Below are 12,903 nucleotides of genomic sequence, written 5' to 3' on the forward strand. Positions count from 1 at the left end.
CAAAGGAAAGCCATGTCTAGCGCAGACATAGGCTTCTTTTCGGGAGAAATTCAAGCTAATTCCTTACCTGCAAAGGATTACTTACGCGATTACGAAAAAAAGTGAAACATCCTTCTTGCTAGTAACGTATCCTAATAGCGAGATAAGAACTTAATGCGCGAGCAACTGAAAGAAAGGACTGGCTGCTATGAATTGCAACGTCGCTATCGTATGGATGCATGATTATTTGGACGGCGAGCTGCCGCGTGAAGATATCGTTACGTTAAAATCTCATTTGCTTTCCTGTCCCGCTTGTCGCAGCCGGTTTGAACAGCTCCAGAAGACGGACGCCGCGGTGTTCCAGACTTTAGAAGCGATTAAGCCTGCCGCGGATTATGACAAGAAGGCATCCGAGCTTTTAAATGAACGAATTATGCAGCAACTGCCGAAGAAACAGAGCAAGCAGAGAAACCGCATCGTACGTTTTATTTATCGGTACCCCGGAGTAACAGCAGCTGCTGTGTTTGTACTCGTTATGTTAGGCAGCTTCTTCACGATGTGGGAAGAGGATACCAAGCTGATTGTTGCAGGCGAGGATCTTCAGCAGGTCATTATAGAAGGAAATACAGTTATTGTGCCAGAGGGTGCTCATTTAACGGGTAATTTGACCGTAGAAAATGGAATAGCCGATGTTAAGGGCGAGGTGGACGGCAACGTAACCGTCATTGACGGAACCTTGAACCTGGCTTCAACCGGCCATATCGCGGGTCAGAGCAGAACGATTGATCAAGCGCTCGATTGGTTCTGGTACAAAGTAACGCAAACTTTTGGCGGTAACGCTCGCTAAAGCAAGCTGCCTCCCTGTTGCAGGGGGGCGTTTTTTAATTTTTTTTGAAAAAAAGGATTTCCAATCCCATATATAGAAAATAATAAAGTTGAAAACCGATAATTAGACAATAATAAGGGGATCGGCTGTTGGGGGTTGGCATATGAGTTATTTCTCAGATTTAACATGGCATGACTATTTAAAGGATATTATAGACGTTGGTATAGTTAGTTATATTATTTATAAAATGATTTTGCTTGTGCGCGGAACAAGGGCAGTTCAACTTTTAAAAGGGATCGTCGTACTCGTCGCTGTATGGGGGCTGAGTACATGGTTCAATTTGTATACGTTGAAATGGTTAATGAACCAGATGTTCACCTTCGGAATTGTGAGCGTGCTGATTATTTTTCAGCCTGAGCTGAGACGCGTGCTTGAGCAGCTTGGTCGTGGAAAGCTGTTTGCGCGGTCATTTTCGCTTGATCGGGATGTCGTCAATGAACAAATTGACGGCGTAATTAAGGCTGTCCGTTTTATGGCAGAACGAAAAATCGGGGCGTTAATCGTATTTGAGCGGAGCACAGGCCTCAGTGAATTGATTGAATCGGGCATCCGTATGGAATCAAAAATTACATCGGAGCTGCTGATTAACATCTTTACACCGAATACACCGCTGCATGATGGAGCTGTCATTATACGCGCTAATCAGATTATGGCGGCGGGCTGCTACTTGCCTCTATCGGAAAATCCTTTTATAAGCAAGGAGCTTGGAACTCGCCATCGTGCCGCTATTGGAGTAAGTGAAGTAACGGATGCAGTGTCCGTAACCGTCTCGGAAGAAACGGGGCAAGTGTCATTGTCTCTAGGAGGCATGATCGTACGAGATATTAACGAGGAATCGCTGATTTCGAAGCTCTTTGATGAGCTGACTCCGAAGACGACAGGTCGTACGAAGGAACGTGTAACCATATCGTCTCTTTGGAAGCGGAAAGGAGGCAGTGATGGATAAATGGCTAAGTCACCCCACCTCTCTCAAAGTAATATCCGTCATAGTCGGATTGCTGCTCTGGGCTATTGTACATATTGATCCGGACACCTCACCGCAGACGGCGACATCAAATATTGATACCAAAACGATCGAAGCATCGGTTATTACGGCAGATGGCCTAGATACAGATAAGTACGTGCTTACGGCGATGGAACCTACCGTCGTGCGGCTTGATGTGCAGGGCAGGTTAACTGTTTTGTTCAATGCTTCTTCGAAAGATGATTATAAGGTTCAAGTTGACTTGAAAGGCGTTAAACCCGGCATACAGGAGTTGCCTTTGACGGTAAAACTGCCTAAAGGGATTACGCTTGTGGAGATGTCGCCGCGCACCGTTACGGTTCAGATCGAAGAAATTGTAACAAAGCCTTTTGAGCCGCAAGTCATTGTGGAAGGCAAGCCGGCAGATGGTTATATTGTTGGAGCATCGACGATTGTAGCACCGACAACAGGTGTACAGGTTACGCTGCCTAAGGATGATATGAGCAGAATCGGTGCTGTTACGACGGAGATCAATATTGAGGGTGCAGATAAAACGGTTGTTAACAAAAAAGCAAAAGTAATCGTATACGATGTAGACGGTATTGAAATGACAAATGCGATTGTTTCACCAGAAACGCTGCATGTCGAGGTCAAGGTAACGCCTCCGCTTAAGGTACTGCCTCTACAGGTGCGCTATACGGGCACTCTGCCTGAGGGACTGAGCTTAGTATCGGTGAAGCCGGCAATTGACAAGGTGACCGTATACGGCGAGCAGAAGCAGTTAGACGAGCTGCAGGTTTACGATGGGGTCGTGCTTGATCTCTCGAAGGTGAAGCAAACAGGAACCATTCGTGTGAAGACGGAATTGATTGATGGAATAAAGGCAACTGATCCAGCAGAGGTGGAGCTCAATGTCGTTGTAGCTCCCGTTAAGAATAGAACACTTACAGGACTAGATGTAGCTATAGAAGGTATCGCAAACGGGCTGTCAGCGGTTATACGGACGCCGGCAAACGGTAAGTTTGATTTAACCGTCAGCGGAGCAGATCCGGTGTTGTCTACGCTTAAGGCATCGGATATTAGCATTATTGCCAATGTAGAAGGTCTAGGTGTAGGCACGCATGTCGTCACGCTTCAGGTCGATGTGCCTGCGTATATTCAGACCGTACTGGCTGATGGGCAAACTTTAACGGTAACGATAGAAATAACGGACAACTCCGTACCAGGATCAGGATCAGGCGGAGACAACTCCGAGGAGGTCGGAGGCACTCCGACAGAGGAGTCTCCTCCCCCTGCTACGACACCGCCTCCAGAGACCAGTGAGGAGACTGGCAATGGTGGCGGAAACGCAGCAGGCGGTTCAACTACGAATCCATAATCATCAGAGCGGAATAAGTATATAACAACGAAAGCAATATATTACAAAGGAGCTTTTTAAACATGGGGAAATATTTCGGTACAGACGGTGTTCGCGGCGTAGCCAATCGTGAGCTTACACCTGAGCTAGCATACAAAATCGGTCGCTGCGGCGGCTATGTTCTAACACACAAGGCGCAAAAGCCGAAGGTGGTTATTGGCCTTGATACACGGATTTCTGGCCCAATGCTGGAATCTGCACTGATTGCGGGTCTATTGTCGATTGGTGCAAGCGTTGTGCGTCTTGGCGTCGTATCCACACCGGCAGTTGCCTATATTACGCGTGAGCTTAACGCTGACGCTGGCGTTATGATTTCCGCATCACACAATCCTGTAGAGGATAACGGCATTAAATTTTTTGCTGGCGACGGCTTTAAATTGTCGGATGATACCGAACTCGAAATCGAACAATTAATTGATGCTCTTACAGATGAATTACCGCGGCCTGAGGGCGGAGATATCGGAGCGGTATCAAGCGATAAAGGCGCTAAGCAGCGTTATTTGGATWATTTGAAAACAACGATTAAAGGCGAATTCAAAGGTTTGAAAATCGTGCTGGACTGCGCGAATGGTTCCGCTTATGAGCTGGCTCCTTCGGTTTTCCGCGAGCTTGGAGCGGACATTATAACAGTAGGCGCTGAGCCGGATGGTTTGAATATTAATGCAGGCGTTGGTTCGACGCATCCAGAATATTTGCGTGAGCAGGTACTGGCGCATGGCGCAGACCTTGGGCTTTCTTTTGACGGGGACGCTGACCGTTTGATAGCAATTGACGAAAATGGCGAAGAAGTAGACGGCGACTTTATTCTTTGTATTATTGGCGATGCGATGAAGCGTGAAGGCAAGCTGAAAGAGGATACCATTGTAACGACGGTTATGGCCAATATCGGCTTTTTCAAGGGAGCAGAGCGTATTGGCTTGAAGACAGCGCAAACGGCAGTTGGCGATCGTTACGTCATGGAAGAAATGCGTCGCGGCGGCTTCAATCTAGGCGGTGAGCAATCCGGCCATGTTATTTTCCTTGACCATATTACGACTGGCGACGGTATTCTTACTGCGCTTCAGCTCGTTGATACAATTGCAGCCTCCGGCAAGAAGCTAAGCGAACTTAAAGGCCTTATGCGGAAATACCCGCAAAAGCTTGTTAACGTACGCGTAGCGGACAAGAGCTTGTACCAAGGCAATGCAGCGATAGAAGAAGCGGTTAAACGTGTAGAGCTGGAACTTGGCGACAACGGCCGCGTGCTTGTTCGTCCATCGGGTACGGAATCTTTGATTCGCGTTATGGCGGAAGGACCAGAGAAGGAACAGGTCGAGGCTTACGTTGATCAAATTGCAAATGTCGTTAAAAGTGAACTAGGTTAATCATAGAGAATAATGGTGTCGAAGGCCTGTCGGTTCTTGTAGCCGGCGGGCTTTTTTAGCATTATTTTGGAAAATGGACGAGTATATTTTCCGTGAAAGGTTGCACAGCGGCTGGAAAATGAATATGATAGGTAGTGTGATTCAAGAAGGAAAGCGAGGATAGAGGTTATTTAAGCAACATAAGCGCCAGAGCTTGCGTGATGAATGATCGGTGGTAGAGCTAAGATAGATCAGCTTGAAGCGGGTATTCATACGGGAAGCTGACGAGGTGAAGGTGTTCGAAACATTCGGCGGGGACCTTCCGGTATTACAAGCCAACCGAAAGCCGTTACGTAAAACGGCCGGGCGACCGGTCATACAATCGTGCGGCAGGCTTCGATTATAATATTACTCCCGTATGTCCAAGATGCCACCAGCAGGGTGGGCATGGGCAGAGGGGTTACATTTTCCGCAATCATTCGGATTATTTTGTGACAACTTCATAGTGCCTGTGCCACGCATTGGCGGCATCCGATAAGGACGGGAAAATAACCTATCGGAGGCCTATTAAATTATGTGTGGAATTGTAGGATATATTGGTAAACGCGACTCGCAGGACATTTTGCTCGAAGGATTGAAGAAGCTGGAGTACCGGGGTTATGATTCCGCTGGTATCGCTGTCTTCACGAAAAACGGGCTCGAAATTACAAAGTCCAAAGGACGTCTCGCGAATCTTGAAGGCTTGCTGCGTGAAGTACCGCTCGAAGGTTCTATTGGCATTGGTCATACACGCTGGGCTACTCATGGTAAACCATCTGATGTGAACTCGCATCCGCATACGGACAACACGGCTAAATTTTCGGTTGTTCATAACGGAATTATTGAGAACTACTTGAATCTTAAGGAAGAATTAGTGACAAAAGGGCATGTTTTTGTATCGGAGACAGATACGGAAGTCATTTCCCATTTGATTGCTGATGAATATAACGGCAACATCGTGGAAGCTGTACAGCGTGCGGTTAAACGTATGCGTGGAGCGTTCGCGCTTGGTGTTTTGACTGAGTTTGAACCGGATCGCCTGGTTGCGGTTCGTTATGCAAGCCCGCTTGTTATCGGTGTAGGTGAAGGCGAAAACTTCATTGGCTCGGATATTCCGGCTATTTTGGAGCATACGCGCAACGTTTATATTTTGAACGACGGCGAAATGGCAATCCTGACACGCGATGCTGTCGAAGTAATGACGACTGAAGGCGAAAGTATTTCCAAGGAAATATTTCATGTCGATTGGGATCTAGTAACGGCAGAGAAAGCTGGATTTGATCACTTCATGCTGAAAGAAATTCACGAACAGCCAAAAGCTTACCGTGATACTATGATGAGCCGCATTTCAGAAGACGGTAAATCTGTCGACTTAAAAGAGCTGGGTATGACAGCTGAATATATTAAATCGATCCGCAAAGTACACATCGTAGCATGTGGAACGGCATATCACGCAGGTCTTGTCGGCAAAACGGTCATTGAGTCGCTTGCTCGCATTCCGGTTGAGACAGATGTGGCATCCGAGTACCGTTACCGCTCTCCGATCATTACTCCGGATACGCTGGTTATCGTTGTAAGTCAATCTGGTGAAACGGCTGATACACTTGCAGCTCTACGTGAAGCACAGCGCAATGGCGCTCGCGTGCTTGCGATCACGAACGTAGTAGGCAGCTCGGTTGCCCGCGAAGCGGATCATGTGCTTATTACATGGGCAGGTCTTGAAATTGCGGTTGCTTCGACAAAAGCATACAGCTCGCAATTGATTGCTTTTTATCTGCTTGGTCTACACATGGCAGGTACGCTTGAGACCAAAGAAGCTTCTTACATCGCAGAAGTTCTTGAGGCTATGCATCAGCTTCCAACTCAGGTTGAGCGCATCCTTGAGCAAGCGTATGTGCTTAAACAAGTTGCAGAGTCGTTCTCGCATCACAAACACTTGTTCTTCATCGGCCGCGGCGTTGACTATGCCGTAGCGCAAGAAGGCTCGCTGAAGCTGAAGGAGATCTCGTATATTCACTCCGAGGCTTATGCAGCTGGTGAGCTCAAGCACGGTACCTTGGCTCTCATAGAGGAAGGGATTCCGGTTATTGCTCTTGTTACACAAGAAGAGCTGTACGAGAAAACACTTAGCAACATTAAAGAAGTAAAAGCGCGCGGCGCTCACGTTATAGGCATAGCGAACCAAGGGGCAGAGGAAGAAGTTGCGAAATCTGTCGACGAGCTGTTCGCGATTCCAAAGACACTTCCGATTTTGTCACCAGCGCTATCGGTTATCCCGCTACAACTGATTTCTTATTATGCTTCGTTAGCTCTTGAGCATGACGTGGATAAACCACGGAATTTGGCTAAGAGTGTTACGGTGGAGTAGGGAGTTAGGGTTGGAGTGGAATGTGTGAAATTTTAATATAAAAATGTCACACTCCTCCCCAAAAAGCCTGCATTCTTCGAAATGCAGGCTTTTTTATATTAAAAGTGATGTATACAATGAAGTTATTCGCGACTAGTGTGTAGTAAGAAAATTAGTGTTAGACGGTGAAAATAAAGCTTTAGACAAGGAAATATGTCTTTGCTAATGGGTAGATGTCTTTATAGAAGGCTATGGTTATGTTAAATCCTAATGTTAATTTTCAACTTAAAGAAAACTGCCCTACGTAGGGCGGTTTATTCAGCTAACGTTACTCGTTAGCTTAATGACTATCTTGTGCACTATTTATGATTGAAAAACCCACTAGATACCTCCACTAAGTTTTTCAATATCTTTAAAGACTGATGCAAATCGCTTACCTCTAATATGTGATTTGCATCTTTTATTCTAAGGACTTCTGTATTTGGAAATCCTTCGATATGTTCAATATCATCCTCATGAAAAACTGGATCTTTTGTGCCGCTTACAACTAATCCACCAAATTTCTCAATTATCGGGATTGTTGATCTTATAGGTGTTAAGAACATGTGTCTTATCGATCTTTCTTTAAATAATTCAGCTGTCTTACCAGCTATGTACGTTCCAAGACTTTTGCTGACAAATACGACATCATTATAATCATTAATTATCTGGTTTATTGAGGTGTAGCATTCATGAATCAACTGATCAACTTTAGCTTCTTCGAAAGCGGTTCTCGCAGATTGGTAGCCATATTCAAGCATTAATAGATCATGGCCCGCATCATATGCGGATCTGCCCGTATAGTATAAAAGAGGTAATTCACATGAGTAATTCTGCCCAGGGAAAAACACAGCAACTGAGGGGTTATCATTTTTTATGTGTTTGTGAGAAATATCCCTGCCCCACTCAGAGTGTAAAATAATCTTTTCAACTTGCATCCACAACACCTCTTTACAAGTTATTTGGTAATACATTCAATATCCATCCACTAATCCCCTCCCCAACTCGCTCACAAATTTAGTATACAAAACTGCCCGTTAGCGTAACGACGAAGGGCTGCCACGTGGCAGCCCTTTTAGTCTTCAACTATCGTTACCGGTTAGCGTAACCCTTATTCGATGTGAAACCTTTTAGCTTCAAGTAGTTATCCATAGGGAAGTCATAATTAATCCATTTTTCTTTGTAACCTTCCCGTCCATGTTGCTTTAACAATAAGTCCAGTGCTTGAACAACTGCCTTTGTAAATTCCAGTATAGAACCAGTTTCATCTCCTTATTTGTTCAACAATAGTTACCCGTTGGCTTACTTTTTACTGTATTTGAAATAATACCACTCTGAACTAGAAGCCATAACAATATGTAAAAGGTAAGGGTAATATTCTATGCGGTTTCCCACAACTATAATCTGCTCAATTATTAAATAACTCCATATCAACTGATAAATGAAATTAGCAAGAAAAATAGGATTCCGTGACGGGGAGCATATCACTTCGGTGGCCTTATCGGTTTATTTATGAAGGCGGGAACGAAATTTGTTTTTTAAAAGAGTAAAGCATGAAGGCAATCCTTATCTCGGACGAGCTGACAATATCCATCAGTTGAACTGTATTTTGTCGTGGTCAATCCCCGTAAGATATATTGTTACTTTTTGTCTGTTTTCGATAATCTTGTGGAACTAAACCTAGTTGTTTTCGGAAAATAGATGTGAAGTAACTACCGCTTTGGAAACCGCAAGCCAGTGCAATTTCACTTATGGATCGTTTTGTTTCTGTCAGCATTTCACAACTTTTCTGAATTCGATATCTAGTGAGATACGTGTTAGGGGTTTGACCTACATACTTATTAAACAATGTGCAGCAGCGACTCCTGCAAACAGTACCCGCCGATGATATATCTTCAAGCGTTATTTTTTGATCATAGTGTTGTCGGATGAAATTGGTCATCTTCTGAACATTTGTCCACAATTGTATGTCTTCAGATTGCCCTACCTTCGGTTGCAGGTGATCTCCGGTTAAAGCACATAAAGATAAAGCCTGTGAAGTGAGACGAAGCGGATTTGGGGAATTGCTATCGTGCATTTCATCATAGATCGCTTGAAGAGACAGCAATATGCTCTGTTGCCATGCAACTTGGTTTGTAAGCAATATAAAGTCGTCCGTTAGTTGATTGAATTTTTCGTCCCAATAGGTTTGAAGCGGGGATGCACCTTCGCCAAGAAGGGCGGGGTGAATGACAACAACAATGAATAAACAATCGATATGATCTTGGGAGAAACCAAAATGTAATCGGCGGCTATTCACGAAAATTCCATTCCCTTGCTCTATGCGAGTAATATGTCCGTTAACAGAAAAATCCATTGATCCTTTTAGCACATAAATGAAMTCTACATCTAAATGCCAATGAGCTGCAGCAGCATAATTATTAAATTGATGCAGACTTCCTTTTCGAATATAAAGAGGTAAATCAGGAAGATTATAATCCAAGCGTTCCGATAAATCCGAAAACACTTCTAAATTTTTAGTCAAACGGAACTCTCCTTTGATCTATATACGATTCTTATAATAATATAGTCAATTTTAATAGATTGGACAATAATTTTGTTCTATATTGATATCATTCAATTGAACAGGAAGGAGAGGGGATAAAATAAGGTGAGAAATCGTATGCAACTAACATCTCCCATGAACCGTGATTTTAATCGGGAGCTTATGATGCTCGTGATTCCCATTGCATTGCAAAATCTGATCTCAGCTTTGGTCATTTCAATAGATGTGGTCATGGTGGGCATGATTAGTCAAACTGCGATGTCGGCTGTATCGCTCGCAGGCCAAACTACCTTTGCATTGACCTTGTTTTACATGGGAATGTCTACGGGAGCAGGTATTCTTACTGCGCAGTATTGGGGCAAGAAAGATTTAGAAACGATACAGCGCGTGCTCAGTATTGCCTGCATGTTCTCGTTATTTATCTCTGTTATATTTTTTTCTGTTACGTTTTTTGTTCCGGAGACGCTAATGCGACTTTTTACAAAGGATAACGAATTGATAGAGTATGGTTCAAGGTTCTTAAAAATGCTTTCGTTCTCGTATATTGCAATGGGCCTTTCGCAAATGTATCTCACCGTAATCAGAAGCATGGAAAATGCACGACTGAGTGCTTCGATTAGCTCTATATGCTTAATTTTGAACATATTGTTCAATGCAATCTGCATCTTTGTTCTCTTTCCGACGAAGCCGGAGCTCGCGGTTGCTTCGGTTGCCCTTTCAACGGGTTTAGCTCGTTTCATTGAACTTGCCTGCTGTATTGTACATTCCGTTACCAGAGGACCGATTCGCTTCCGACTTCCTACGTCTAAAGGCAATCAGCGTCATTTGTTAAAGGATTTCTGGAAATACACTTTGCCTGTCCAAGGCAATTATATTGTTTGGGGCATAGCTTTAACTGCGACAGCCGCAATTATCGGCCATGTAAGCTCAGATATGGTGGCAGCGAATTCCGTGGCATCCGTGGTCAAGAACCTTGCTGTTGTACTATGTGGAGGCATTGCCAGCGGCGGATCTGTACTAATTGGAAAATATTTAGGGCAGGGAGAAATTGAAAAAGCGAAACATGCGGGTAAACGGATGAGCCAGTACGCTCTGATTTTTGGAGTTATTGCAGGACTCACGATTTTGCTGCTAAAACCACTGGTTTTCTCTGTCGTGAGCTTGAACACTGCTGCACAAAATTACTTGGATGGCATGCTGTATATCAGTGCTTTTTATTGTATTGCCAAGTCGATGAATGCCACGATCATTGCGGGAATATTTACGGCTGGCGGCGATTCTAAATTTGGATTTTGGTGCGATACGGTTGTGATGTGGGGCATAATATTACCACTCAGCTACTTGTGTGCTTTTGTTTACCACGTACCTCCCATCGTGCTGTATATCGTAATTTGCTTAGATGAGGTCGTTAAGCTTCCTGTTACTTATATCCGTTATCGTCAATACAAATGGTTGAACAATATTACAAGAAACTTTGAACAAGTTAGTTAAAGAAAGCGGCTTATACCCATTTCATATATATGAAAAATATAAATTTTGTCCAGAGGAGACTAATGCATGAATATTCAAGAGCGAATGAAAAACGGTCAATTGTTTACCGATCACGATTCTAATTACCCAGATGAAGCTGCAGCTCTAGCTCGTGCGCGCCAGCGTGGCAAAGCTCTGTGCTATGAAATCAATCAATTGCATCCCGATGATTTGGATGGACGGAAATTGCTGATGAAACAGCTTTTTGGGAGCATGGGTGAAAATGTATGGATGGAACCGCCAATTCGTATGTCCTACGGTTCGAATACTACGGTAGGCAATAATGTGTACATCAACTTTAATTTAACGGTTGTCGATGACTATAAGGTTACGATTGGAAATGACGTGATGTTTGGCCCAAATGTAACGATCGCTGTAACCAACCATCCGGTGCACCCAGTCATGCGCAAAGGAGGCGGAATGTTTGCCTTGCCGGTCGTTATAGAAGATGGGGTTTGGATCGGCAGCGGCGCTATCATTTTACCGGGTGTTTCAATCGGAAAGGGAAGCGTTATTGGGGGCGGCAGTGTTGTAACTAAAGATATTCCAGCCAATGTAATAGCAGTCGGTAATCCCTGCAAGGTCCTCCGAGAGATTACGGATCAAGACGAAATTTTTTATTACAAAAACATGCGTTTTGATCAGGTAGAATGGTAAAAACAGCATTTTAAGTATTAAGAATACTTTCAACCAGTGGTATTTACCCTTACTAGTCAGATATTAGATGATGTTAGTGAGCACATTAAAAGTGTGCTATTAGCAATTTGCAAAACAATCATCCTACGGCTTTGAGACATATGTTTCGGTAGGATACATTGGAGATGAACATATGACGGAAGAGGAACGAATTTTTAAGGGGATTTTATTTAGTCCAGGCGCTCCCGAGTTAAAGGCTATAAAGCTCCGTGCACATAACCTTAGCAGTCAATATAGCCGCACTTTTGAGGATCAGACAGTGGAACGCAAAGAGATACTTGAACAGCTGCTTGGCAGGATGGGGGGAACACATCTTCATTCAGGGTCCTATTTTCTTTCATTACGGGGTTCACACAGAAATCGGAAATCACTTCTTCGGCAACTACAATCTTACCGTACAGGACGATGCAAAGATTACCATTGGGAACAATGTCAGTTTTGGGCCTAATGTAACGATTGTTACACCTATTCATCCGTTCATCGCTTCTGAACGTAGGCAAATGCTTGATCAAAATGGTGATCGTAAGTCGCTGTGTTACGCCAAGCCTGTGACGATCGGAAACGATGTGTGGCTCTCAGCCAATGTAACGGTATGCGGCGGTGTTACCATTGGAGACGGATGCGTGATAGGAGCAGGTAGTGTGGTGACTCAAGATATCCCACCAGGCTCCTTTGCTGCGGGTGTTCCATGTAGAGTAATTCGCCAGATCACACAAGCGGACAGTATGCAATTTAAACCGGAAGTGTTAGCAGATTGCCGTGTGATTTTTGATATAGAGTCATAACACACGATAAATTTACGTATTCTCGGTATGTGCTGATGCAATTAAATTAGCGTAACAAATATATATAACACTCAGCCCTTTTGTGTAATCGTGCAAAAGGGCTGTACGACGTACAATGGGCGTTTTTATATGATTAACATTAATAACTCAACACAAAAAAATACAGGGTTAGCATCAATGGCCATATATTAAACCTACTTAATGATTAAAATGGAACCGTTCTAGAACGGTTCTTTTTTAATGTTATTAAATTTATTTCTTTGCTTTCATTATCTTTGAAAAATCAGCTGTAATTTCGAGCGCTAGTGGATTGGCAGAAGCTATCGAAACTAA

10 protein-coding genes and 1 pseudogene are annotated in these 12,903 nt (G+C 43.9%); 9 read left to right on the top strand and 2 right to left on the bottom strand.

Annotated elements, in window-relative coordinates; translation table 11 throughout:
- The first annotated feature begins 187 nt into the window (after positions 1–187).
- From AC1DPK_RS08270 to glmS, 5 genes are all read left to right on the top strand, one after another.
- The gene (locus AC1DPK_RS08270; RefSeq protein ID WP_076271683.1) at positions 188–826 is read left to right on the top strand and encodes a zf-HC2 domain-containing protein; all 639 of its coding nucleotides are present in this window, start codon (positions 188–190) and stop codon (positions 824–826) included.
- A 142-nt stretch (positions 827–968) separates the two neighbouring features.
- The gene (gene cdaA / locus AC1DPK_RS08275) at positions 969–1,811 is read left to right on the top strand and encodes a diadenylate cyclase CdaA (RefSeq protein WP_076271682.1); all 843 of its coding nucleotides are present in this window, start codon (positions 969–971) and stop codon (positions 1,809–1,811) included.
- Positions 1,804–3,207: a CdaR family protein gene (locus tag AC1DPK_RS08280; protein ID WP_477509968.1), complete on the top strand. Its 1,404-nt coding sequence runs from the start codon at positions 1,804–1,806 to the stop codon at positions 3,205–3,207. Before cdaA ends, AC1DPK_RS08280 begins: the two co-directional genes overlap by 8 nt.
- A 62-nt stretch (positions 3,208–3,269) precedes the next feature.
- Complete coding sequence (glmM, locus tag AC1DPK_RS08285; RefSeq protein WP_477509969.1) at positions 3,270–4,610, top strand: phosphoglucosamine mutase; 1,341 nt, start codon at positions 3,270–3,272, stop codon at positions 4,608–4,610.
- A gap of 553 nt (positions 4,611–5,163) precedes the next feature.
- Positions 5,164–6,996 carry a glutamine--fructose-6-phosphate transaminase (isomerizing) gene (glmS, locus tag AC1DPK_RS08290; protein WP_441885562.1) on the top strand — a complete coding sequence of 611 codons (1,833 nt, stop codon included), beginning with the start codon at positions 5,164–5,166 and terminating at the stop codon, positions 6,994–6,996.
- A gap of 338 nt (positions 6,997–7,334) precedes the next feature.
- Here glmS and AC1DPK_RS08295 read toward each other — a convergent pair whose 3' ends face one another.
- Both AC1DPK_RS08295 and AC1DPK_RS08300 read right to left on the bottom strand, forming a co-directional pair.
- Positions 7,335–7,952 carry an alpha/beta hydrolase gene (locus tag AC1DPK_RS08295; protein WP_441885560.1) on the bottom strand — a complete coding sequence of 206 codons (618 nt, stop codon included), beginning with the start codon at positions 7,950–7,952 and terminating at the stop codon, positions 7,335–7,337.
- Positions 7,953–8,632: 680 nt separating this feature from the next.
- The gene (locus AC1DPK_RS08300) at positions 8,633–9,538 is read right to left on the bottom strand and encodes a helix-turn-helix domain-containing protein (RefSeq protein WP_477509970.1); all 906 of its coding nucleotides are present in this window, start codon (positions 9,536–9,538) and stop codon (positions 8,633–8,635) included.
- 126 nt (positions 9,539–9,664) lie between these two features.
- Between AC1DPK_RS08300 and AC1DPK_RS08305 the strand changes: the two genes are divergently transcribed.
- The 4 genes and pseudogenes from AC1DPK_RS08305 to AC1DPK_RS08320 all read left to right on the top strand — a co-directional run bounded on the left by AC1DPK_RS08305 (position 9,665) and on the right by AC1DPK_RS08320 (position 12,570).
- Positions 9,665–11,050: an MATE family efflux transporter gene (locus AC1DPK_RS08305; protein WP_477509971.1), complete on the top strand. Its 1,386-nt coding sequence runs from the start codon at positions 9,665–9,667 to the stop codon at positions 11,048–11,050.
- Positions 11,051–11,116: 66 nt separating this feature from the next.
- Entirely contained in the window at positions 11,117–11,746 is a 630-nt protein-coding gene (locus tag AC1DPK_RS08310; protein WP_477509972.1) for a DapH/DapD/GlmU-related protein, read from the top strand.
- A gap of 172 nt (positions 11,747–11,918) precedes the next feature.
- A pseudogene (locus tag AC1DPK_RS08315) lies at positions 11,919–12,029 on the top strand (sugar O-acetyltransferase); the annotation flags it as partial.
- Between the two features lie 34 nt (positions 12,030–12,063).
- Positions 12,064–12,570: a sugar O-acetyltransferase gene (locus tag AC1DPK_RS08320; protein WP_477509973.1), complete on the top strand. Its 507-nt coding sequence runs from the start codon at positions 12,064–12,066 to the stop codon at positions 12,568–12,570.
- The last annotated feature ends 333 nt before the right edge of the window (positions 12,571–12,903 follow it).

It is taken from the genome of Paenibacillus sp. 01T424, assembly GCF_056398745.1.